Raw genomic sequence first — 23,584 nt, forward strand, 5'->3', positions numbered from 1 at the left:
ACGCGCACTTACCGGCGCGTAGGCCGGTGGGGGAGCGTCTCACCATCGGGAGAGATCAGGCGACGATGGATTTCGCTTCGCCGGCGTCTTAACTCGTCATCCTGTCATCGCCGGGCCGCTCCAGGGCGTCTCCGGCGTGACGGCGGGTGGGGCGTTATCGGAGCAGGTGCACCGTCAGGACCGTGCGGACGGGTTCGAAGCCGTAGCGGGACCAGGCGCGCTGGACGCGGACGTTGTGGGCCTGGGTGGAGATGAGCACGCGCGTCGCGCCGCGGGCGAGGGCGCGGTCCTCCACGCCCTTGAGGAGGTGACCGTACAGCCCGCGTCCCTGGGCCGAGGGGACGACCCCGGCCAGCAGGATCTCCGTCGCGGGGCCGTCCTCGTCCAGGGTGGCCAGGCCGAGCAGCGCCTGGGTGCCGGGGTCGTGCAGCGCGAGGCAGTGCCCTTCCTCGGCGGAGCGCAGCGCCCATTCGCGGTATCCCGCGGTCGCCTGGGCGGCGGTGAACAGGGGGTTGGCCGCGTAGTGGTTGGCGTAGCCGGAGAAGATCGCGTCCACCAGGTCCTCGACCTCGACCGCCCCGCTGATCGGCCTGGTGCCGAGGTCCGGGGACGGCTCGGGCGGGCGGCCGCGCCCGGCGACCAGGTGCCAGTACACGAGCGCGTCGGCGAACAGGGCCGTGCGGCCCAGTCCGGTGAGCCCCGCGTACCAGGTGACGTGCTCGGCGGGGTAGCGCAGGACCAGGACCTCGGCGGTCGAGGCGAGGATCGCCTCGCGCACGTCGTCCAGGCGGGCGGGGGAATCGGCCGTGACGGTGAGGCGCTCCACGGTCCGGCCGAACCGCGCCGTCTCCAGTGGAGAGGGCATGGCGCGCAGATGCGAGGGCCAGGCGCGGGTAAGAGACGGCGCGCCCGAGATCGGGTCCGTTGCCGGTAGTCGAGTCGCGTCCGGCTTCGGGTTCCGTGTCGCGTCCGGGGCCGGGTTCGATGTCGTGGGCGTCGCGGCGTTAGTGGGGGACGCCGGGGTGGGGCCGGTGTCGGTGTCGCGGGGCGTCACGGTGTGCGGGGGGTGTAGGAGCGGACGGCCTCGATGACGCGGGTGATGTCGGAGTCGGTCAGGCCGGTGAACAGCGGGAGCCGGACGAGGCGGTCGGCCACGTCCTCGGTGACCGGGCAGCCGCCCTCGGCCGTGCGGCCGTAGCGCAGGCCCGCCGGGGCGGTGTGCAGGGGCTGGTAGTGGAACGCGGCCCGCACGCCCCGCTCCGCCAGGTGGGCGATGATCCCCTGACGGGAGCCCAGACAGGGCATCAGCAGGTAGTACAGGTGGGCGGGGTGGGCCAGGCCGGGCGGGACGGTGGGCCGGGTGACGCCGTGGGCGTCCGCCCAGTCGGCCAGCCCGGCGTGGTAGGCGTCCCACACCCGGTGCCGCCGCGCCTGGATGGTGCCGAACTCCTCCAGTTGCGCGGTGAGCTGCGCGGCCAGCACATCGGAGGGCAGGTAGCTGGAGCCGATCTCGACCCAGCGGTACTTGTCCACCTGGCCGCGGAAGAACCGGCTCCGGTCGGTGCCCTTCTCGCGGACGATCTCGGCGCCCGCCACCAGGTCGTCGTCGTTGAGCAGCAGCGCGCCGCCCTCGCCGCACTGCGCGTTCTTGGTGACGTGGAAGCTCTGCGCCGCCATGCGGCCGAAGGACCCGAGGGGCCGGCCGTGGTGGGAGCCGCCCAGCCCGTGGGCGTTGTCCTCGATCAGGGCCAGGCCGTGACGGTCGGCGATCGCGCACAGGGTCTCCATCGCGCAGGCCACCCCGGCGTAGTGGACGACCACGATGGCGCGCGTGCGCTCGGTGAGGGCGGCCTCGACCAGCCGCTCGTCCAGGTTGAGCGTGTCGGGCCGGCAGTCGGCGAACACCGGGACCGCCCCGCGCAGGGCATAGGCGTTGGCCGTGGACACGAAGGTGAACGACGGCATGACGACCTCGTCGCCGGGGCGCAGGCCGAGCAGGATCGCCGACATCTCCAGCGCGTGCGTGCAGGAGGTGGTCAGCAGCGCCTGGCGGGCGCCGGTCAGCTCGCGCAGCAGCGCGGTGGCCCGCCGGGTGAACGGGCCGTCGCCGGAGGTGAGCCCCCCGCGCACCGCCTCGGCGAGGTAGTCCAGCTCGTTCGCCGCCAGGTGGGGATGGTTGAAGGGGATCGTGCTCAGATCGATCATGCTCACCCGGGCAGTCGACCACCGGCGGGCGGCGAGAGGAACCGTGTCGGCGCCGGCGTTGGCGAGCTCTTGCGAAAGCCTTACGTCCGCGTCGACCGGGCCCGGCTCCGCCCGCCAGGGGAGAGCCGGGCCCGTCAGGGGGCGGGGGAAGGGCTAGGTGATGGTGAACACGACGTCCACCCAGTAGTTGGAGCTCTGGTGGGTGTTGGTGGGGAAGGTGTTGGTGGCGTTGTAGGCGTAGACGCCGTTGCCGCCCTGCTGGCCGTCCAGCAGCGCTATGAGCGAGCCGCTGGTGAACTGCGAGGTGAAGTACGGGGTGGTGTTGGAGAAGAACCCCGAGGTCGTGTGGTAGGACGCCACGTAGGTGGTGTCGGCGCTGATGGACACCGGGGTGGAGAAGTTGGCCTGCTGCCACCCCGAGGCCGTCTCGCCGCTCGCGGTGGCGCTGGCGAGCAGCGTGCCGCCGGCGGTCCACAGGCTGACGGTGTGGGTGCCATTGTTGAACAAGCCCTTGTAGAACCGGATGCCCTCGATGACGCCGGCCGTGGTGGCCTGGAACTTGACGCCGAGCACGACGGGGCGCGAGTCGGGGTTGTTGGCCACCGCAGGGGTCGCCGTGGGCGCCCACAGGCTCTTGGCCGGCACGAACACCACGTCGACCCAGTAGTTGGCGGACTGGTAGGTGCTGGAGGGGAAGGCGCTGGTGGCGCTGTAGCCGTAGACGCCGTTGCCGCCCTGGACGCCGTCGGCGAGCGCGACGAGCGGGCCGTTGGCGTGCTGCGTGGTGAAGTAGTTCAGAGTGTAGGAGAAGTGCCCCGACGGGGCGAAGTACGAGGCGATGTAGGTGGTGCCGGCGGTGACGGCGACCGGGGTGGAGAAGTTGACCTGCTGCCATCCCGAGGCCGTCTCGCCGCTGAAGGTCGCGCTGGCCAGCAGCGTGCCGCCGGTGGTCCACAGGCCGCCGACGTGGGTGCCGGTGTTGGTGGAGCCCTTGTAGAAGCGGACGCCCCTGATCGTGCCGTTCGACGTCGGCTGGAACTTCACGCCGAGCGTGACGGCGCTGCCGTCGGACGCCGCGGCGACGGCCGGGGTGTCGGAGGGCGCCCAGATCGACGTGGTGACCGTCTGCACGATCTGGTTGGACGTGCTCGGCGCGAAGTGGACGATGCCCTCGCTGCTGGAGGTGTCCCCGCCCAGGTAGACGCCGGTGATCGGATGCTGCCCGGTGGGAAGGGCCGAGGTGGTGAAGGTGGCCACGCCCGAGGGGTCGACGAAGTCGGAGCCGATGACCGAGTCGCCGTCCTTGAAGGCCACCCGGCCCTGCGGCACCAGGGTGCCCGAGACCTGGCTGACCGTCGCGGTGTAGGTCACCGACTGGCCGTCCCTGGTGGGGTTGGCCGAGGTGCTCAGGGCGGTGGTGGTCGGCGGGTCGTTGGGCACCGTGATGCGGGTCTTCGGCCCGCTGGTCGTGCCCTGCAGGACGGCCGTGCCGCCGAGGGCGACGACGCGGCCGAACACGGCGGCGCCGCTGCTGACCGTCACGTTGTCCGCGGCCAGCACGTTGCCGCGGAAGGTGGAGGTGGTGCCCAGCGTGGCCGAGCCGCTGATCTGCCAGAAGACGTTGTCGGCCTGCGCGCCGTTGATCAGGGCGATGTTGCTGACGTTGGCGGTCGTGAGCGTGGCGGCGCGGAAGATGAACAGGGCGTCGGGGTCGTCCTGCGCGTCCAGCGTGAGGGTGCCGGTGATCTGGAAGGTGCTGCCGGTGTTCGGGGAGTACACGCCCGGGGGCTTGGTGGTGGCGCCGAGTTCGGCGGCCGCCGGGACGATCGGGGTGCGGGCGGCGGCGGCGTCGTAGGCGGCGCCGGCGTCGGCGACGGCCGCCGCGGCCGCGGCGTCGCCGGCGTGGGTGGATCCGCTCACGGTGCCGGGCGGGAAGCCGACCACCGAGCTGCCGGGGCTGACCCCGAGGTCTCCGGTGACGGCTGTCTGGTTGGTGTTGGAGACGGCGGTGCCGGCGAGCACGCCGAACGAGGCGGCGTCGCCGAGGGGGATCGGCGGCTGCGCCGCGCCGGCGGGCGCCGGGACGGCGATGGAGACGGCGACCGTCAGCAGGGCCGACAGGGCCGCGGCGAGACAGGCCCGGCCGGCGTGCCGGCGCAGGCGGACGCCCGCGCGCGGGCGGTCGCTGGGGAGAGGGGAACTGCTGGTGTGCGGTGACTTCGACATGCGAATCAACTTCTCGGCGATCTCGGCGCCCGGGAGGGGCGGCCGATGGGGAACGCGTCGAGGCGGGACTCAGGATCTTCCGCGTAGGGGCGTCCGGGTCATCGGGACGGCCGGAGATGGGGCGTGAAGGCGCGCCACGCCTGGGGGAATCTCCTGACATGTGCTGACAATGGCGCCTTTAATAGTGTCGACTGGGATTGCGGGGATCATGGGGCCTCGGTAACGCTTTGCGTCGCCACTTTACGCCGCCGGTTCTCGTGCTGACAATACTTTCCGGAGTGTTATTCGCTTTCCTATTGTTCATATGATGATTTGAAGCCATTTATTATCATAAGGGGCCGCGGAAAGGTCGCGCCCGCCCTCGCCCGTGTGGGGGGAGGCGAGGGCGAAGCGGGCCGGGCGCCCGTGGCCGCCGCGGGTCAGCGGATCACCTGCTGGACGAGCACGGCCGACTGGCTCGGCTCGAAGTAGACCCACCCCTCGTTGACCGCGGTGCCGTTCGGCACGTAGACGGCGGTCATCTGGCGCGCCCCCATCGGCAGCGCCGAGGTGGTGAAGGTGGCCACGGCGGAGGTGTTCAGCGGCGCCGAGCCGATGATGACCGAGCCGTTCCTGAACAGCACCGTCCCGGTGGGCACGAACCCCTGGTCGGTGCCCATGACCGTGGCCGTGAAGGTCACCGGCTGGTTGACGTGCGAGGGGTTGGGCGAGGAGGTCAGCGTCGTCACGGTCGGCGGGTTGGTGGGAACGGTGATGCGGGTGGCCGGTCCGGAGGTGGTGCCCGCGGCCTGGACCACCGAGTTCAGCGCGATGGCCCGGCCGAACATCGCCGCTCCGGAGTTCACCGTGACCGAGTTGCGGGCCAGCACGTTGCCGCGGAAGGTCGACAGGGTGCCGAGGAACGCCGAGTCGCCCACCTGCCAGATGACGTTGTCGGTGCGCGCTCCGTTGAGCAGGTCGATGTTGCTGACCCTCAGCGTGACCAGGGTCGCGGCCTGGAAGATGAACACCGCGTTCGGGTCGCCCTGGGCGTCGAGCTTCAGCGTCCCGCTCAGGATGAACCCGTCGCTCGGCGTGTCGTACACGCCCGGGGTCATCACGGCGTCGTTGCCGATGACCTGGGGCACGGTGGCGGTCGGCGGGCGTCCGGCCGCGTCGTTGTAGGCGACGATGGCGGCGGCCCTCTCCCGCCGCGCCTCGGCGTTGTCCTGGTCGATGCTGCCCCTGACCATGCCGGGGGGAAAGCCGTTCACGGTGGTTCCCGGGCTCACGTTGACGTCCCCGACGACCAGGGTCTGGCCGGTGTTGGTCACCGCGTTCCCGGCCAGGATCGCGCAGTCGGCCGCGTCGCCGAGCAGGACGGGCGGCACCACGATCCGCGCGCCGCGCGGCTGCCCCGCGGCGGCCCGCGCGCCGGGGGGAGACTCCGCCCCGGCCGCGGCGTGCGCGGCCGCGGGGACGAGCGCCAGGCTGGCGGCCACGAGGGCCGCGGCCGGCAGGAGACGGCCGGCGCGTTGCCGGGAGAAAGCCGAGAAAAAGGTCTTCGACATATTATCGTCCGCTCTTCAGGGTCAATACCGCTCTAATCGGCGTCTCGCCTCACTATCTCCGGTGCGGTTCGCGTGCGCGGAACGACACGCCCGGGGCGCCGCCGGATCGGCGTTATAACAAGGGCGGCCTTTTACAGTCGTGCATATCGTTTCCGAAGACCCGGGGGTCTGGATATGCGTGAAAAGCTGGTCGTCGTCGGGCAGGGATATGTGGGCCTGCCACTGGCCATGAGGGCGGTCGAGGCCGGGTTCGATGTCGTGGGCATCGACGTGGACGAGTGGCGGGTCAAGCGCCTGAACGCCTTCGAGTCCTACGTCGAGGACATCAGCGGCGAGGAGCTCGAGGCCGCGCACCGCTCCGGCCGCTACCTGGCCAGCGCCGACTACGCGGACGCCGAGGCGTTCGACGTCTGCGTGATCACCGTGCCGACGCCGCTGCGGGACGGGGTGCCCGACCTGCGCCACATCGGCTCCGCGGGCGCGGCCATCGCGCCGCTCGTGCGGCCGGGCGCCACGGTGGTCCTGGAGTCCACCACCTACCCGGGGACCACCGAGGAGCACCTGCGCCCGCTGCTGGAGGAGGGCTCCGGCCTGCGCACGCCCGAGGACTTCCACCTCGGCTACAGCCCCGAGCGCATCGACCCCGGCAACACGCGGTGGCGCCTGGACAACACCCCGAAGGTCGTCTCGGGCATCGACGAGGCCTCCCTGGAACGCATCCGCGCCTTCTACGGGCGCATCGTGCGCGAGGTCGTGCCGGTGTCCTCCCTCCAGGTCGCCGAGCTGTGCAAGCTGCTGGAGAACACCTTCAGGCACGTCAACATCGCGCTGGTCAACGAGCTGTCCATCTTCGCCCAGCAGTTGCGCATCGACGTCTGGGAGGCCATCGACGCCGCCTCCACCAAGCCGTTCGGCTACATGCGCTTCACCCCGGGGCCCGGCGTCGGCGGCCACTGCCTGCCGATCGACCCCTCGTACCTGTCGTGGCGGGTCAAGCGCAGCCTCGGGCACAACTTCCGGTTCGTGGAGCTGGCCAACGACATCAACGACCACATGCCCGACCACGTCGTGCAGCGGCTCGCCCTGGCGCTGAACCAGCGAGGCAAGCCGGTGAAGGGCAGCCGCGTCCTGGTGCTCGGCCTGTCCTACAAGAAGAACGCCGGCGACTGCCGCGAGTCGCCGGCCATCGAGGTGACCAAGGCGCTGTGCAAGCTCGGCGCGCGGGTGAGCGTCGCCGACCCGCACGTGGACACCTTCCTGATGCCCACCGACTTCGACATGGTGCGGCTGAGCGAGGCCGAGCTGTCGCGCGCGGACGCCGTCGTGGTGCTCACCGACCACGACTGCTTCGACTACGAGCTGGTCCAGAGGGCGAGCGCCTTCGTCTTCGACGCGCGCAACCGCTGCCGGGGGGACAACGTCGAGCGGCTGTGACCCCCGGGACCCCCGGGACGCCCGGCGGCACCGGCTTGGGCGGCCCGGGGAACGCCTGGGCCGCTCAGCGGCCGGCGCGGCGGGACAACCGGCCGAGCACGCCGCGCGGGACGTACCTGCCCACCGCGGCGATGAGTTTGTAGCGGGGGTCGGGCACGCTCACCGGCACGCCGCGGGCCAGGTCGCGCATGGCGGCGTCCACCACGCGGTCGGCCGACAGCCACAGGTAGGCCGGGATCTCCGATGCGTCGATCGAGGCCCGCTCGTGGAACTCGGTGCGCACGAACCCGGGGCACAGCGCCATCACGCGCACCTGCGGCTCGGGGATCTGCGCGGCCAGTGACTCGCTGAAGTTCACCACCCACGCCTTGGACGCGCTGTAGGTGCCGTAGGGGAAGAACGCCGCGACCGAGGCGACGTTGATCACGCCGCCGCGTCCCCGGGCGCGCAGGCCCGGCAGGGCGGCCAGCGTCAGGCGCAGCACCGCCTCGCAGTGCACGCGCAGCATGACCAGTTCGTCGGCGACCGGGACGTCCAGGGCCTCGCCCGGGTGACCGAATCCGGCGTTGTTCACCAGCAGGTCGACGCCCTCGCGCAGCCGTTCCTCCACCGCCGCGATGCCCTTGTCGGTGGCGAGGTCGGCGGGCAGCGTCTGGCAGGACACGCCGTAGCGCCGGTGCAGCTCCGACGCCGAAGCGGCCAGGCGCTTCTCGTCGCGGGCGACCAGGATCAGCGAGAAGCCGTCGGCGGCGAGCCTGCGGCAGAAGGCGGCGCCGATGCCGGCGGTCGCGCCCGTGATCAGTGCGGTGGGCATGCGGAAAGACTAGCGAGAAGTGCCGTCCGGTCGTCGGCCGCCCGGCGGCAGGGGCGGGGTCGCGCCCTGCCGCCGGGGATCGCCGGGGATCCCCGGGGATCGGCGGGGACCGGTGGATCAGCCCCGGGGGCCGCCCTCGGACATCCCGTGCACGGCCGGGATCGTTCCCAGCCGCCCCGCCTGGAAGTCCTCGAACGCCTGCTGCAGCTCTCGCTGGGTGTTCATGACGAACGGCCCGTAATGCGCCATCGGCTCGCGGATGGGGCGGCCCCCGAGCAGGACCACCTCCAGGTCGGGCGTGTGGGAGTCCTGCCTGTCGTCCGCGCGGACGGTCAGCGAGGAGCCCTCGCCGAAGACGGCGGTCTGGCCGAGGTGGACCGGGCGGCGCTCGGCGCCGGCCGTGCCGCGGCCCGCGAGCACGTACGCCAGGCCGTTGAAGTCCTCGCGCCACGGCAGGGTGACCTCGGCGCCCGGCGCCAGCGTCGCGTGGATCATCGTGATCGGCGTGTGGGTGATGCCGGGACCCGCGTGGCCGTCCAGTTCGCCGGCGATGACGCGCAGCAGCGCGCCGCCGTCGGGGGAGGTGAGCAACTGGACGCTGCCGCCGCGGATGTCCTGGTAGCGGGGCGCCATCATCTTGTCCTTGGCCGGAAGGTTCACCCACAGCTGCAGACCGTGGAAGAGCCCGCCGGACACGACCAGGTGCTCCGGGGGCGCCTCGATGTGGAGCAGCCCGCCTCCGGCCGTCATCCACTGGGTGTCGCCGTTGGTGATGGTGCCACCGCCGCCGTTGGAGTCCTGGTGGTCGAAGATGCCGTCGATGATGTAGGTGACGGTCTCGAAGCCCCGGTGCGGATGCCAGGGGGTTCCCTTGGGCTCTCCGGGCTGGTAGTCAACCTCGCCCATCTGGTCCATCATGATGAACGGGTCCAGGTGACGGTAGTGGATGCCGGCGAAGGCCCGGCGGACCGGGAAGCCCTCGCCTTCGAAGCCGCTCGGCGCGGTCGTGACCCCCCGCACGGGACGGGGCACGGCATCGGCCGGCGCGGCCACGCGCGGCAGGCTCAAAGGGTTGTCGATGGTTACGGCCGGCATGGGAACCCTTCCTACAGGTCGGCGGCGAGGAGCCGCCAGGGGAGCGACGATACTCCCCCTAACAGAAGTTTAGATTTCAACTATTCCCGGAGCGGTGGCGGGGTCGCCGAACGTCCGGGCATGTAACAAGTTGAGCTAACTTGCGGCAAGATTTGGTCAAGATTTCCCCAGCCGGGGAAGGGGAGGAGCTCCGAAAAGCGGGCACAGTTACCGTGTTGGCCCGCAAAGCGGAGGTATGGCCCCTGTGGAGAGAACGCGGGTGGGGGCACGGCTGGTCGTGGCGGCGGCGATCGCCGTCCTGGTCGGGGCGTCGGCCGGCTGTGGTGGTGCGGATTTCACCTATGTGATGGGCGGCGACGGGCAGAGCTACTTCAAGGTGCCCGCGTCGTGGCGCAAAGTGGACCAGAAGTCCCTCGACGAGAAGATCTTCGGCGACATGAGCTCCGCGCTCGCGCAGGCCGAGAAGAAGTTGTCATGGACCGTCGCCTATGACGGGTTCGGCACCCCGTCCGCCGACCACCTGCTCGCCCCGGCGGCCGTGCCCGACGAGCCCTTCGCCTTCGCCATGGTGTCCGCCCTGACCGAGGCGCAACGCGACCAGGTCTCGCTGAACGGGCTGCGCAACGCCGGGATGCTGCCGGTCGTGGTCACCGACGAGCTCCGCAAGCAGATGGAGGAGTCGGCCGCTTATCCCTTCAAAGGTTTCGAGCTCCTGCACGACGAGGTGCTGCCGTCCGACAACGGCGTCCGGGGCGTCCACGTGGTCTACAACTTCAAGGTCCTCGGAGGACCGGTGCAGACCTTCGACCAGACCGCCTACCTCGCCGCCGACGGCACGCGCGTATCGGTCCTGCTCATCCGCTGCTCGGCCACCTGCTACCGGGAGCGCGCCGGGGAGATCGGGAAGATCGCGCAGTCCTTCAAGGTCAAGCGAATTCCCGGGTGACCGGGTGAGGAGCCCCGATGAACCAAGCCCCCGCCCCTGACCGGCCCATGGGCCTTCGCGCTCCGGACTCCGGCCCCGCCGACCTCGGCAGGGGCACCATGCCGTTCTGGGACCGCGTCAAGTTCCTGTTCGTGCTGACGCTCGCCTTCTTCGTCCTGGTGTGGCACACCATGGCGGAGTACGAGGGCATCATGCCGTTCGGCGATGCCGTGCGGGTCATGGCGGCGGACCGCACCGGACAGATCATCATGGCCCTGATGGGCCTGGAGGTCCTGCGCCAGGTGCACTTCCTGGTCAGCGAGCGCTCGCCCCGCTACCACCGCCTGTGGACGGTGCGGGTGTTCGGCGGGTTCGACCGGTGGAGCCGCCGCCGGTTCAGCGACTGGAACCGCTACCGCATCGCCCGGGCGCTGAAGTGGCTGTTCTGGATCGCGGTCCTGGCGCTGGTGCTCGGCCAGGTGCTCGACGTCTCGCCCGCCCTGGCCCTGTTCCAGGCCCCCGCCCTGCTGTGGCAGGTGCTCCCCTACGGGCTGCAGCTCGCGTTCGGGTTCTTCTTCGTCATCGTCCAGTTCGTCGGCCTGTTCTGGTTCATGTCCAGAGGCGGCGTCGAGACCTACTTCCCCGACGACATCAAGACCCGCTTCTCCGACGTGTGGGGACAGGACCACGTCGTCGAGCGGGTCAAGGAGAACATCGTCTTCCTGGAGAAGCCCGACGAGATCGAGGCCAAGGGCGGCTACGTGCCGAGCGGCCTGCTGCTGTGGGGACCGCCCGGCACCGGCAAGACCCTGATGGCCGAGGCCGTCGCCGGCGAGACCGGCCGGCCCTACGTCTTCGTCGACCCGGGCGCCTTCATCAACATGTTCATGGGCATCGGCATCCTGAAGGTGAAGTCGCTGTTCCGCAAGCTGCGCAAGCTCGCCCTGCGATACGGCGGCGTCATCGTCTTCTTCGACGAGGCCGACTCGCTCGGACGGCGCGGCGCGCTCGCCCAGCAGGCGCCTCCCGGGTCGGCCGGCTTCTCGCCCGCGGCGCCGTTCCGCACCGACGGCTGCCACGGGTTCGGCTACCTGTCGGAGAACACCCGCGCGGAGCTGACCCGCCAGGCGCTCGGGCCGTCCCGGGCCGAGGCGCCCGCGCCCGGCCGCGACCGGGTCGTCAGCCCCATGGGCGGCATGATGGGCAGCGGCGACCAGGGCACCCTGCAGGCGCTGCTGACCGAGCTGTCGGGTCTGAAGAAGCCGCGCGGCTTCCTCAACCGCTACGTGCGGCGGCTGCTCGGCATGCGGCCCAAGCCGCCGCCCAAGTACCGCATCCTGGTCATGATGGCCACCAACATGCCCAACTCGCTGGACGAGGCGCTGCTGCGGCCCGGCCGCATCGACCGCATCTACAAGGTCGGCTACCCCTCCAAGGCCGGGCGCGTGCGCACCTACCAGGGCTACTTCGAAAAGGTCCGGCACGAGCTCACCGCCGAACAGCTCGACAAGCTCGCCACGATCACCCCCTACGCCACCGGCGCCACCATCAAGGACCTGGTCAACGAGTCGCTGATCACCGCCATCCGGGGCGGGCGCGATGTCATCACCTGGGCCGACGTCCTGACGGCCAAGCGGCTCAAGCAGCTCGGCCCGCCCGAGGACGTCGAGTACATCGAGCGCGAACGCCACGCCGTCGCGGTGCACGAGGCCTGCCACGCCGTGGCCGCCTACCGCACCCGCCAGCACCTGGAGATCGACCTGGCCACCATCGAGAAGGGCTCGGACTACCTCGGCATGGTGTCCAGCATCAAGCCCGAGGACCAGTTCACCCGATGGCGCAGCGAGTACGAGGCCGACATCATGGTCTCGCTCGCCTCGCTGGCCGGAGAGCGCATGTTCTTCGGGGAGGACAACTCCTCGGGCGTCTCCGGGGACCTCGAGAGCGCCACCATGGTCACCGGGCTCATGGAGGCGTACTGGGGCATGGGCGTCGGCGTGGCCTCCCTGCCCGCGCTCCAGCAGCTCGGCATCCGCGACGGCAAGGCCGCGCCGCCCGCCGGCGGCGGAGGCGGCATCGGCTACACCCAGGAGCCCGGCGGGCGCCGCGACCACCTCACCCCCGACATGCTCGCCGAGCGCATCGAGTTCAACCTGGCCAGGCTGCTGAAGAAGACCGAGGACCTGCTGCGGGCCAACCGCCGTGAGATCCTCTGCGTCGCCCACGCCCTCGAGCAGCACAAGACCCTCAACGGCGACGACGTCGTCGCGGTCATCGAGTGCACCCGGGGGCCGCTGATCGACGGCGCGGACTACGGCTCCGACGCGTTCTTCGAGGAGATCGAGGCCTACCACGAGGTGGCCGCCGACGCGCACCGCACGCACAGCCGCGTCACCACGGCGCTGCCCCGCCCCCGCGTGCCCGAACCGCCCGTGCCGGTCATCGCCGGCCGGCTGCTTCCGTACACCGGCACCGCGACGCCCACCCTGATGCCGCACGCTCCGGGCGAGGGGCACGGGCCCGCCGGGCCGGGAACCGGCGACGGCCCGGGTGCGGTGACCGGTGAGGGAACGGGGCTGATCGCGGCACCCGGCAACGGCTCGGGAACGGGCAACGGCTCGGCGGCCGGGAACGGTTCGGCGCGCGCACCCGGAAGTCAGGCGGTGCCCGGGGGTCAGGCGGTGTCCGGGGGTCAGGTCGTGCCCGGGGGTCAGGCGGTGCCCGGCTCGGCCGGGTCGCCGGAGTTCATCCCCTGGAGCCCCGACCGCCCGCGCTCCGGCCCGGGCCCGGGGTCGCAGCACGGCATGGAACCGCCCGCCGTCAAGGCCCGGCGGATCCGTCCCGTCCTCATCGCGCTGGCCGCCGCCGTCGCCCTGGTGGTGTTCGTCCTGGCCGGCCTGGCCCTGTTCGGCGGCGCGCCCGCGATGGGCGCGGACGTCTCCGCGCTCTCCTCCACCAACCTGGTGGCCGGGCTGGTCGTCCTGATCGGCCTGCTGATCGTCTGCGGGGTGCTCGCGTTCGTCATGCTCAGGGCCCAGCAGGCGACCCGGGCCAGGGCCGAGGAGGCCAGAGACCGGGCCACCGAGCGCGCGCAACTGCTGGCGGCCGCGATGGACCCCGAGACGGCCATGCGCCTGCTCGGCTACGACGGGCGAGGCGGCCCCGGCGCGCCCTGACATCACCGGCCTGCCCCTGAAGACCTCCGGCCGTGACACCGCGCGCTCCGAGGGTCACAGGCGGAACTCCAGGTCGGGGATGATCTCGGCGACGTCCATCTGCGCCTTCTGCAGACGGCCCGAATAGTCCCAGTTCATCGCCTGCCAGCGGGTGAACTGGTCGAGCACCCACTGGCCCGACTGCCGGCTGCCGTTGCCCGATTTGCCGTTGCCACCGAACGGCAGGTGGGCCTCGGCGCCGGAGGTGGAGTTGTTGACGCTGACCATGCCCGCGCCGATGCCCGACCGGAAGCGGAACGCCGCCGCCGGGTCGGTGGTGTAGATCGACGACGACAGCCCGTACCCCGGCCGGTTGGCCAGTTCGATCGCCTCGTCCAGTCCGCCGAACGCGGTGACGCCGACGATCGGCCCGAAGGTCTCCTCCATGAACAGCCGGTCGCCCGGACGCACCCCGTCCACGACCACCGGGTGGTAGTACAGGCCGCCCGCGCCGTCGAAGCCGCCCCGGGGATTGTCGGCGGTGATGCGGCCGGTCGGCCCGGTGACCACCGTGTGGTGCGGCTCCACCCAGCCGAGGTAGTGCTCGTAGCGTTCGGCGAACCGGTGGTCGAGCATCGGGCCGTACAGCACCTCACCGGTGGGGTCGCCGACCGTGGCCTTGGCCACGGCCCTGGCGTACCGGCCGACGAACTCCTCGTGCACCGACCGGTGCACCAGGACGGTGCCCAGGGACGTGCAGCGCTGCCCGGCCGTGCCGAACCCCGAGAACAGCGCCCCCTCCACGGCGAGGTCGAGGTCGGCGTCCGGCATGACCACCATGGGGTTCTTGCCGCCCAGCTCCAGGCACGGCGACTGCAGATGGCGCCCGCACAGCGCGCCGATCTCGCGGCCCACGGCCGTCGACCCGGTGAAGCCGACCTTCTGCACCGTGCCCTCCGTCAGTGCCTGGTCGAGCCCGGCGAAGGTCGTCGCCCCGTCGGCGAACACCAGGTTCAGCACCCCGTCGGGCAGGCCCGCCGCCGCGAACAGCCGGTACAGCGCGTGCGCGGAGGCGGAGGCGTACTCGGCGGGCTTCCACACCACGCTGTTGCCGCACAGCAGCGCCGGCACCAGATACCAGCTCGGGACCGCCACCGGGAAGTTGCCGGCCGTGATCACCGCGGCCACCCCGACCGGCGTCCGGAAGGTGAACAGGCTCTTGTCCGGCATCTCCGACGGGACCGTCTGGCCGTACAGCCGCCGGCCCTCGCCGAGGAAGAAGTCGCACGTGTCGACGATCTCGCGGACCTCGCCCATGGCCTCGGCGTACGGCTTGCCGATCTCGTCGGTCACCAGCCTGGCCAGCGTCTCGGCGTTGGCCTCGACCAGCCGGCCGATGGAGGCGATGACCCGCCCCCTGACCGGCGCGGGCACCCGCGCCCACTCGCGCTGCGCCGCCGAGGCCACGCTGCACGCCCACGCGAACGTCGCGGCGCCGGCGAGCCGGACGCTCGCCACGGTCTCGGCCGTCCTGGCGGGGTTCACCGAGTCGTAGGTCGAGGCGTTGGCGTCCTCGGCGGCCTTGCCACCGACGACGGAGACGATCTGGCGGGTCACCGTTGACCTCCTCGCATGGGCGCTTGCCTGCCATTGTTCCGCCTGACCAGTCATTCCCCAACTCGCGCCGCCCTCCCGCGCGGGCCTCGCCGGACCCGCCGGCCGCGTCCGCGACGTCCTGGAACGCCACCGCCCGCCGCACGAGGACGCACGGCGGGCGGGGCGGTGAGGGTCCGCGGAGACCGCGGGGGACCGGAAGATCTTCCAGCGTCCGGGGTCACCAGAGGACTTCCGGGGTCATCGGGAGGTTCCGGCTCCGTGGAGCGTCCAGGGGGCCTCGGGGGTCACCAGGAGCCGTGGTCGGAGTGGAGCTGGCCGCGTACGGCGCCGTCGGGGAACCCGGTGGTGTGCAGGTTGGTGTACCAGTTCTTCGGCGTCTTGACGATGCCCCTGGCGATGTCGCCCTTCACCGGCGCGACGCCCGCGATGCCGTACACGCCCGCGGGCAGGCCGTTGGCGTCGGCGAACAGGTCCACGACCACCGGGCCGTTCTTCCCCCTCTTGCCGCGGTGGATGTGCCCGTTGGTGACCGGGTCCAGCCGGGTCCAGACGGTGGCGTAGTACAGCTTGGAACCCTTGACGCCGACCAGCCACTGCGAGGCGCCGTCGGGGTCTCCGACCTTCTTGCCCGGTTCACGGACCTCCTGCGCGCCGCTGCCCTCCGAGTGCAGCCGCGTGTGGGTGTCCCGCGCGAGGACGCCGGCCAGGTCGATGGGGTGCGACACCCGCTTGAGCTGGGCGCGTACCGCGCCGCCGGGGAACTCGCCGGTGTGCACGTTGAGGTAGAACTTCGACGGGCTCGCCTTGATCGAGGCCAGCAGCCCCCGGTCGGCCTTCACCGTGCCGGCCACGGCGCGGGCGCTGCCCGGCAGGGCTTCCCCGAAGAACGGGATCTTGACGTCGCCGTTGACGCCCGCCTTGCCCTTGTGGATGTGGAACGCGGTGGGGACGGCGATGCCTTCCCACCGGACGGCGTAGGTGACGCGGTCGCCGCTGACCCGCAGAGCGACGAGAGCGGCGCCGTTCTTGTCCCCGACGGCGGGCCCGCCCTTGACCGGGACCTCGTTGCGGCCGGTCAGATGCCCGACGAAGTAGGCGTCCGACGAGACCGCCGCCGCCGGGGCCGCCGAGGCGGAGGCCGGTGCGGCGGCGGTCCCGGCGCTCGCGGACCGCGGCGCCGCCTGGGCCGCCGACGGCGCGAGGGCCGCCGCCGCCAGCCCGGCGGCCAGGACGACGCCCGGAAGAGCGAGGGTCTTGTTCATTTCCGGTACCTCTCATGTCACTGCTCGGTTGCGGTGCTTGCCCCCTTCATTCGCGGGTGAGCCACTGTTGGATTGCCTGTCGAATGTGCACATTTACTCATTCGCATCACCGAACAAATAGGACATAAGCCGCTACAATCCCACCCTCGGTCAGACCCGCGCGGCCTCTTCGGTGGTCGCGGCGGCATCGGCGTCCTCCACCCCGGCCGGGGCCGCGGGCAGGCCGCGCACGCCGGGAACGGCGAGGACGACGCAGCAGGCGACCGCCTGCCAGACCGCGCCGAAGGCCAGCACGCCGGTCACCCCGGCGGCCGAGGCCGCCGGACCCGCGACGGCCAGCCCGACGGGGCCGAGGACGAACGCCCCCACACCGGTCAGAGAGGTGACCCGCGCGAGCACCCCCGCCGGCAGGTACCGCTGGTTGGTCGTCGCATAGAGCGTGCCGCACACCGCGGAGCCGGCGCCCGCGACCAGCGCGCCGGTCGCGATCACCGCGACCGGCGCCCCGGCGGCGATCGCGCCCGACGGCAGAGCCCAGCCGAAGGTGGCGACGGTCGCGACCAGGAGGGGGCGGCGCACCGCCCGTCCGCCCATCATGGCGAGCCCTCCTCCCACGGCCCCGCCGCCGTAGCACGCCATGATCAGCCCCCACGCCCCGGCCCCGCCCAGCCGCTCCTGCGCGACGACGGGCCCGAGCACCAGGAACGGCGCCCACACGAGCATGTTGAACAGCGTGAACTGCAGGGTCGTGACCCAGAGCCAGGAGTGTGCGCGAAAGTGCCGCCACCCCTCCGCCAGTTCCCCGATCGCCCTTCCTCGCATGGCCGGCACCGGTGGGGGACCGGGGCCGGCCAGGCGGAGGAGCATGAGCGCGACGGCGCTCACCGCGTACGTGCCCGCGTCCAGGGCGACCACCGCTCCCGGGCCCAGCGCCGCCACGGCGACCCCGGCGAGCGCCGGGCCGCTCACCGACGCCAGGGACTGCGCCAGGCCCGCGAGCGCGTTCGCGTCCCGCAGCTTGCCCGCGTACCGGTCACCGCCGGCGGCGACCCGCGGGATGAGGGCGCCCCGTGCCGGCATGAAGAACGCCTCCCCGGCCCCCCACACCGTGACGAGCGCGACGAAAGCCCACAGGGGCGGACGTCCGGCGAGCAGCAGCACGGCCAGGATCGCCTGGGTGACACAGCGCAGGACGTCCGAGCTCACCATGACGCGCCGCGGGCCCACCCGGTCGGCGACGACTCCGGCGAACGGCATGAGCACGACCATGGGGACGATGCGGGCGGCCATGACGTATCCCAGCTCCGACTGCGTGCCCCCGCCGCCGAGCAAGGCGAAGGCCAGGGCCAGCGACGCCATCGCCGAACCGAGCAGCGAGGTGGCCTCGCCGACGAAGAACAGCCACAGATCCCGATGAGCCGGCGCGGCCATGCGCCGCCGAAGCCTTCTCCCGACCATGCCCCTCACCCTGCGCGGTGGGCATCACGCCATGCAACGGTTCGGCTGAGAGAAGTTGAGTCCCTTTACTGCATCATCTGTCAGCGACGCATCCGCTCTCGACGTAACACCATTGACCTGATGATCCGTCCGGCTAGACTTCGACCGCCGACGGTCGTCCGACAGGTCTTTTACTGCGGCAGTGCTCGTCTCGAAGATGCCGGTCGGCGATGTTTTACTGCGGTTTCGTGCATTCGGCAACGAGGTGGCGAAGCGACGCCACCTCGGCACCGCCCGTGGCGGGCGAGAGGGAGGCGACACGTCGTGCACCCGAGCACGCACGGTGGCGAGGGCGATGTGACCACATCCCCGCCGCCCGTCGAGTACGCCGTCGCGATCGACCACTATCTGGCCACGCTCCGGCTGGGAGAGGCGTCGCGGCGGGTCTACCGCATCGCGCTGGCCACCTGGGCCTGGGCGCTCGTCGGCAGGACCCCGCCGCGGGGGAGGGCGCGCCGCGGCGCCGTCCCGCCCATCGTGCCGCTGGCCCTGCTGGACGCCCCGGCCACCGCGCTGCGCCTGCGTTCGGCGCTGGACGAGCGCGCCGCGAGCGCCGACCCGCGCACCGTCGGGCGCGAGCTGTCGATCCTGCGCGGAGCCCTCGCGTGGTGGCGCGTGCGCGGCTGGATCGACGGCGATCCGCTGCACGTCGCGGGCGCCCGGCTCCGGTCTCCCGCGGCGCCGGCGGCCGCGCTCGCGGTGCTCACCCCGGAGCAGGTGGCGCAGATCTTCGGCCTGCCGGCCGACCTGCGCGAACAGGCCTGCTGGCGCCTGCTGTACGAGACCTCGGCCACCGTGGAACGCGTGCTCGCCCTCGACGTCGACGACCTCGACCTGGCGCGGCGGCGCGTCAGGGACTCCCCGTCACTGCGCTGGGGCCCCGGCACGGCGCGGCTGCTGCGGCTGCTCCTGCTCGGCCGCACCACAGGCCCGCTGCTGCTGACGCGGCGCCGCGCGGCCCCCGGCACGCCCGAGCACGACCGCTGCCCCGTGACCGGCCGCGGCCGGTTGTCCTACCGGCGCGCGGCCGAGGTGTTCACCGCCGCCACCGTCCCGCTCACCCCCACCGGCCACGGCTGGACGCTCCGCCAGCTGCGCTCGGCGGGGGCGGCCCACCGGCAGCGGCCCGCGCGCACATCCCTCAGGCCGGACGGGCACGAGGTCACAGGGCCGTGAAGTCGGCGAAGTCGAAGCCGGGAGAGACCACGCAGCTCACCAGCACCTGTTCGGCGCCGGCCGGGCGTGCCGCCTGCCAGGTGCCCGCCGGCACCAGGGCCTGCGGCACCTGACCCCGCTCCACCGCAGGGCCGAGCGTGATCTCCCGCCCCGCCGCCGGCCGGTCACCGTCACCGCCGAGCACGAGGGTCAGCGGGCCGCCCCGGTGCCAGAACCACACCTCGTCCGACCGGACCGCGTGCCACACCGACTCCTCGCCCGGCTGGAGCAGGAAGTAGATGCCGGTCGCGCTCTGCCGCAACGCGCCGTACCCGGCCGGCTCGAAGCCTTCCGAGGTCCGCCACGTCTCGCGGAACCACCCGCCCTCAGGGTGGGGGAGCAGGTCCAGCGCCTCGGCCACCGGCGGGCGCCGCTGCACCGCGACGAACCGTCCCGACACGTCCCGGCGCAGGAACCGCAGCCCGCCGTCGTCGTCCACGGCCACCACCGGCTCCGGACCGTTCAGGCTCGCGTTGGCGACTCGGAGGGCATCGTCGTCATCGGCCGCCTCCAGACCGGGACCATCGGGACAGGCGGCGAGCGTCATCACGAGCACAGCCGGAACTCTAGTGCCCTGCTCGGCTCGCGACACCAGTGCCCTGCTCAGCTCGCGCGTTCGCCGAGGACGCAGAACTCGTTGCCCTCGGGGTCGGCGAGCACCACCCACGGCACCGTCTCCTGCCCCACGTCGGCCCGGCGGGCGCCCAGTGCCAGCAGGCGATCGACCTCTGCCTGCTGGTCGACCGGGCGGAAGTCCAGGTGCAGCCGGTTCTTGCCCGCCTTCTCCTCCGGCACGGGGGCGAAGAGAAGGCCCGGCAGCACGTCCTCGGCCAGCCGGATCTCGTACTCGTCCTCGGCGTCGTTGACCACGACCCAGCCGAGCGCCTTCGCCCACCACTCGCCCAGCGCGACCGGGTCGGCCGAGTCGATGACCACTTGCTCCCAGATAAGACTCATGGTGCTCCCGTACCCCTGGTCCGGGAGGTATTCCGGCCCTTTCGCGCGGCCCGGTTTTTGTCGGAGGCCGTGGCTAATGTGCCTGGTGTGATCGAACGTTGGAGCCGTGAACAAGTGCTCGCGCTCGCCCCCGACGCATCCTCCCAGAAGGGCGCGCAGAGCGTGAGCACGCCGGCGAAGTGGCCGGCGACGGGGGCGACGCCCGACGTGCTCTGGGGTGAGTGCAAGGGCAGCGGCGCCACGCCGTACCGCGCGTGCGTCGACCTCGCCGAGCCCGCCTACCGCTGCACCTGTCCGAGCCGCAAGTTCCCGTGCAAGCACGCGCTCGGCCTGCTCCTGCTGTGGTCCGCCGACGGTGTCCCGTCCGCCGATGCCTCACCCGACTGGGTCACCGAGTGGCTCGAGCAGCGCCGAACCCGCGCCGCCAAGGCCGCCACGCCACGAAGCGGCACCCCGACCGCCGGCCCAGGGACGGCCGGTCACGCCGGCTCCGGCTCGGGCCCCGGCCACGCGGCGATCCCGCCCACAGGCGACACCGAAGGCGCGGCCGGTGAGGGCATCGGCGCGCAGGCAGAGCCCGGCGAACCAGGGCTCGCCGACGGGGGGACGAGGCTCGCGGACGGCGGACCCCGGGGTGTCGTGGACGGCGGGCCGGGTTCCGCCGACGGCGGCGAGCCCGATCGGCGGGCCGTCCAGCGTGAGCGGCGGGTGGCGGCGGGCCTGTCCGAGCTCGAACGATGGCTGGCCGACCAGATCGGCCAAGGCTTGGCCGGGGCCCGGAAAAGCGCTCCGGCGCAGTGGGAGGAGCTGACCAGGCGGCTGGTCGACGCGCAGGCGCCCGGTGTCGCCGGCGTCGTCTCGCGTCTGCCCCGCGTGCTGGCCGAGGAAGACTGGCCCGCCCGGCTCCTGGGCGAGTACGGCCTGCTCCACCTGCTCGCGGTCGGCTACCGCCGCGCGCCCGAGCTTCCCGCGCCGCTTCGTGACACCGTCCGGTCGCGGGTGGGTTTCCCCACCTCCCGAGAGGAGGTGCTGGCGGGGGCGGCCGTGCGCGACCACTGGCACGTGCTCGGCTCACGCGACGAAGAGCAGGACCGTCTCGTCTCACGCCGGGTCTGGCTGCGCGGGCGCACCAGTGGCCGTTCCGCCCTGGTGCTGTCGTTCGCTCCGCCCGGTCAGGCCCTGGACGCCTCGCTGGTCACCGGCACCGTCATGGACGCCGAGCTGGCCTTCTATCCCGGCGCCGCCCCGCTGCGCGCGCTGGTCGCCGTCCGGCACCAGGCGGCGCCGTCCGGGCCCCCGCCCGGGACCGGGGCGCGTGCCGCGCTGGACGAGCTGGCCGCCGCGCTCGCCGCCGACCCGTGGCTGGAGTCCTGGCCCGTCGTGCTGACCGATGTCGTCCCCGCCAGACGCGCGGACCGATGGCTCCTCGCCGACCTCACCCCGGCCCCGGATGACCGACACAACCCAGGGGCTGACCGGCACGGCCCGGGAGGTAACCGGCAGCACCCGGGGGACGACGAGCACGGCCCGGGGAGTGAGCGCCACGACACGAGGGGTGAGCTACGCGGCCCGGGGGGTGAGCGGCAGGGTTCACAGAGCGAGCGGCACAGTCCGGACGGTGACCGGCATGGCGCACTGGACGAGTGGCACGGTCCGGGGGGTGCGCGGCCGGGGCTACTCGGCGGAATGCCGCTGCATGCCTCGGTGGGCGTCCCGTGGCGGCTGCTGGCCGTGTCCGGGGGCGAGCCCGTCACCGTCGCCGCCGAGTGGACGCCACGCGGCCTGCGCCCCCTCACGACATGGGACGAGGAGAACCGGGTGGTGGTCCTGTGAGTACGGCTGAGGAGCGGGGGAGCGGCGGCGTGGTGATCACCGTGGAGGAGTGGGAGCGGTTGGTGTCGGCCGCGCTGGTGGGCACCGATCGGCGGCCCGTGCCCGGTCTGCTGGGCAAGGCGGCGGCGCACACGGCGGGCACGCGGGCGGGACAGCGGCTTCACAGGGGCGAGCCGCTGCCCGTCGCGTCTCCCGAGGAGCAACCACTGGTGCCGCGCGCGGCCGGTGAGCGCGCCGCGCGCATCCTCGGCGGTGAGCATCCCCGGCTACTGCCCGAATGGCTGGAGGCCGCCGCCGCGCGGGGGTACCGCCTGCCGTCGAAGCTCATCCCCTCGGTTCTGGACCAGGGGGCGCGCGACCGCTTCCTGCGCCCTCCCATCGGCGTGCTGGCCGGGGCCAGGGGGCGCTGGCTGGCCTCCCTCAACCCCTCGTGGGCCTACCTCCTCGAAGAGGCCTCCGCCCACCTGCCCGCCACCGGTGGCCGACCACCGGCCACGGTCGGCTCCCCACCCCCTGGCGGACCTCCGGCAGGTGGCGTCTCTCCGGCTGGTGGCCGGTCGCCGGGCCTGGGTGGAGGGCCGGCCGTTGAGGGGACCGGAGGGCCTGCGGAGTCGGGCATGGGGGGTGGCGAGGGGGAGGGGCCGGACGATGTGAGTGTGCCGACGCATCCTCTCTGGGAGTTCGGCACGCGTGGCGATCGGCTGTCCTACCTGGGAAGTCTGCGCACGGCCGACCCCGTGGGCGCTCGCACGCTCCTGCTGCGGAGCTGGGATGAGGAGTCTCCGGAAGACCGGGCCGCGTTCGTCCATGCCCTGGCCGAGGGGTTGTCGATGGCGGACGAGCCGTTCCTCGAGGCCGCGCTCGACGATCGGCGGCGCGAGGTCCGCGGCCAGGCGGCCGACCTGCTCACCCGGCTGCCCGACTCCCGGCTCGGCCGCCGGATGGCCGAGCGGGCCGCCCGGTGCCTGCGGCTGGCCGGTGACCGGCTCGTCGCCGAGCCGCCCGCCTCCTGTGACGCCGCCATGGAACGCGACGGCGTCCGCGCGCGTGCGCCCGGCGGCACGGGCCCGCGCAGCTGGTGGCTCCAGCAGATCGTCGCGCACACCCCGCTCGGCTTCTGGACCGGCCACTTCGGGCGTACGGCCAAGCAGATCGTCGCCCTCAACAACGGTGACTGGTCCAGAGAGGTGAGGCTCGGCTGGGAGCGGGCCGCCGTGCTGCAGAACGACGCCACGTGGGCGCGGGCGCTGTTCGCCGTGGAGCCGCTCACCGACCTGCTCGCCGTCCTGCCTCCCGGCGAGCGCGCCGACAAGGCCGCCGAGCTGGTCCGCGACCAGCCCGTCGACGGCCAGCTGATCATGATGCTCGGTGGCGTCCCCGCTCCGTGGGGCGCGGCGCTGGCGAAGGCCGTCCTGGAGAAGATCCTCGACACGGTCGAACGCCAGCCGTGGAACCTCGGCGAGCTGGTGCGGCTGGCGGGTGAGCGCGTCGACCCGGCCTTCCATCCGATAGCGGCGCGGCTGTCCCTCGAACCGCCGGTCCAGGAGGTCGCCGCCACCCTGCGCTTCCGCTCCGACATGCTCGCCGAACTGGAGGCCGGCGCGTGAATCTCGTCCCGCCTCGCCGGCCCGTCACGCGGCCCGGCTTGCCCCGTCTCCCCGAAGGGGGGCATGCCGACCCTCCTTCCGCGATCTCGCCTCCGGGCGAAGCGCGCGTGAAGCGTTCTGATGCGCTCCCGCCTCCAGCGGGCGGGGGCGTCGAGTGCACTCCTTCGATCTTCTTGTCCACGGACGGACGCG

General features: G+C 72.5%; 17 protein-coding genes. 6 read left to right on the top strand and 11 right to left on the bottom strand.

Annotated elements, in window-relative coordinates; all coding sequences use genetic code 11:
* Positions 1-154: 154 nt before the first annotated feature.
* The 4 genes from ACFQSB_RS04910 to ACFQSB_RS04925 form a co-directional block, all read right to left on the bottom strand.
* A complete protein-coding gene (locus ACFQSB_RS04910) occupies positions 155-865 on the bottom strand; it encodes a GNAT family N-acetyltransferase (protein WP_380824472.1) in 711 nt (236 codons plus the stop codon).
* Positions 866-1,050: 185 nt separating this feature from the next.
* The gene (gene rffA / locus ACFQSB_RS04915) at positions 1,051-2,205 is read right to left on the bottom strand and encodes a dTDP-4-amino-4,6-dideoxygalactose transaminase (RefSeq protein WP_380824526.1); all 1,155 of its coding nucleotides are present in this window, start codon (positions 2,203-2,205) and stop codon (positions 1,051-1,053) included.
* Between the two features lie 153 nt (positions 2,206-2,358).
* Positions 2,359-4,431, bottom strand: coding sequence for a DUF4082 domain-containing protein (locus ACFQSB_RS04920; RefSeq protein WP_380824474.1), 2,073 nt, complete (start codon positions 4,429-4,431; stop codon positions 2,359-2,361).
* A gap of 419 nt (positions 4,432-4,850) precedes the next feature.
* The gene (locus tag ACFQSB_RS04925; RefSeq protein WP_380824475.1) at positions 4,851-5,981 is read right to left on the bottom strand and encodes an ice-binding family protein; all 1,131 of its coding nucleotides are present in this window, start codon (positions 5,979-5,981) and stop codon (positions 4,851-4,853) included.
* A gap of 174 nt (positions 5,982-6,155) precedes the next feature.
* On the opposite strand from ACFQSB_RS04925, the gene ACFQSB_RS04930 reads away from it, so the two are divergent.
* The gene (locus ACFQSB_RS04930) at positions 6,156-7,415 is read left to right on the top strand and encodes a nucleotide sugar dehydrogenase (protein WP_380824477.1); all 1,260 of its coding nucleotides are present in this window, start codon (positions 6,156-6,158) and stop codon (positions 7,413-7,415) included.
* 64 nt (positions 7,416-7,479) lie between these two features.
* Here the strand turns inward: ACFQSB_RS04930 and ACFQSB_RS04935 are convergent, their stop codons facing one another.
* Together ACFQSB_RS04935 and ACFQSB_RS04940 are read right to left on the bottom strand one after the other, a co-directional pair.
* Positions 7,480-8,229, bottom strand: a complete 750-nt coding sequence (locus ACFQSB_RS04935; RefSeq protein ID WP_380824478.1) for an SDR family NAD(P)-dependent oxidoreductase — start codon at positions 8,227-8,229, stop codon at positions 7,480-7,482.
* Positions 8,230-8,346: 117 nt separating this feature from the next.
* On the bottom strand, positions 8,347-9,324 hold the full coding sequence (locus tag ACFQSB_RS04940) for a pirin family protein (RefSeq protein ID WP_380824479.1): 978 nt from the start codon (positions 9,322-9,324) through the stop codon (positions 8,347-8,349).
* Between the two features lie 244 nt (positions 9,325-9,568).
* On the opposite strand from ACFQSB_RS04940, the gene ACFQSB_RS04945 reads away from it, so the two are divergent.
* Both ACFQSB_RS04945 and ACFQSB_RS04950 read left to right on the top strand, forming a co-directional pair.
* Positions 9,569-10,270 (top strand): hypothetical protein, encoded by a 702-nt coding sequence (locus ACFQSB_RS04945; protein ID WP_354927119.1) that lies wholly within the window; start codon positions 9,569-9,571, stop codon positions 10,268-10,270.
* Positions 10,271-10,287: 17 nt separating this feature from the next.
* Complete coding sequence (locus tag ACFQSB_RS04950; protein ID WP_380824481.1) at positions 10,288-13,425, top strand: AAA family ATPase; 3,138 nt, start codon at positions 10,288-10,290, stop codon at positions 13,423-13,425.
* A gap of 54 nt (positions 13,426-13,479) precedes the next feature.
* On the opposite strand, the gene ACFQSB_RS04955 is transcribed toward ACFQSB_RS04950, so the two are convergent.
* The 3 genes from ACFQSB_RS04955 to ACFQSB_RS04965 all read right to left on the bottom strand — a co-directional run bounded on the left by ACFQSB_RS04955 (position 13,480) and on the right by ACFQSB_RS04965 (position 17,741).
* Positions 13,480-15,021 (bottom strand): aldehyde dehydrogenase family protein, encoded by a 1,542-nt coding sequence (locus ACFQSB_RS04955; RefSeq protein WP_380824484.1) that lies wholly within the window; start codon positions 15,019-15,021, stop codon positions 13,480-13,482.
* A gap of 284 nt (positions 15,022-15,305) precedes the next feature.
* Positions 15,306-16,283 carry a CHRD domain-containing protein gene (locus ACFQSB_RS04960; protein WP_380824485.1) on the bottom strand — a complete coding sequence of 326 codons (978 nt, stop codon included), beginning with the start codon at positions 16,281-16,283 and terminating at the stop codon, positions 15,306-15,308.
* A gap of 150 nt (positions 16,284-16,433) precedes the next feature.
* Positions 16,434-17,741: an MFS transporter gene (locus ACFQSB_RS04965; RefSeq protein WP_380824487.1), complete on the bottom strand. Its 1,308-nt coding sequence runs from the start codon at positions 17,739-17,741 to the stop codon at positions 16,434-16,436.
* 303 nt (positions 17,742-18,044) lie between these two features.
* On the opposite strand from ACFQSB_RS04965, the gene ACFQSB_RS04970 reads away from it, so the two are divergent.
* Positions 18,045-18,956: a site-specific recombinase gene (locus ACFQSB_RS04970; protein WP_380824488.1), complete on the top strand. Its 912-nt coding sequence runs from the start codon at positions 18,045-18,047 to the stop codon at positions 18,954-18,956.
* Here the strand turns inward: ACFQSB_RS04970 and ACFQSB_RS04975 are convergent.
* Together ACFQSB_RS04975 and ACFQSB_RS04980 are read right to left on the bottom strand one after the other, a co-directional pair.
* Positions 18,943-19,542, bottom strand: a complete 600-nt coding sequence (locus ACFQSB_RS04975) for a cupin domain-containing protein (protein ID WP_380824528.1) — start codon at positions 19,540-19,542, stop codon at positions 18,943-18,945. The genes ACFQSB_RS04970 and ACFQSB_RS04975 overlap by 14 nt on opposite strands.
* Before the next feature lie 56 nt (positions 19,543-19,598).
* The gene (locus ACFQSB_RS04980) at positions 19,599-19,952 is read right to left on the bottom strand and encodes a VOC family protein (protein ID WP_380824490.1); all 354 of its coding nucleotides are present in this window, start codon (positions 19,950-19,952) and stop codon (positions 19,599-19,601) included.
* Between the two features lie 87 nt (positions 19,953-20,039).
* Between ACFQSB_RS04980 and ACFQSB_RS04985 the strand changes: the two genes are divergently transcribed.
* Together ACFQSB_RS04985 and ACFQSB_RS04990 are read left to right on the top strand one after the other, a co-directional pair.
* Positions 20,040-21,785 (top strand): SWIM zinc finger family protein, encoded by a 1,746-nt coding sequence (locus ACFQSB_RS04985; RefSeq protein WP_380824491.1) that lies wholly within the window; start codon positions 20,040-20,042, stop codon positions 21,783-21,785.
* Complete coding sequence (locus ACFQSB_RS04990) at positions 21,782-23,392, top strand: DUF5691 domain-containing protein (RefSeq protein WP_380824492.1); 1,611 nt, start codon at positions 21,782-21,784, stop codon at positions 23,390-23,392. Before ACFQSB_RS04985 ends, ACFQSB_RS04990 begins: the two co-directional genes overlap by 4 nt.
* Positions 23,393-23,584 lie beyond the last annotated feature (192 nt).

Origin of the sequence: Sphaerisporangium rhizosphaerae, assembly GCF_042665155.1 — a bacterium.
GTDB lineage: Bacteria > Actinomycetota > Actinomycetes > Streptosporangiales > Streptosporangiaceae > Sphaerisporangium > Sphaerisporangium rhizosphaerae.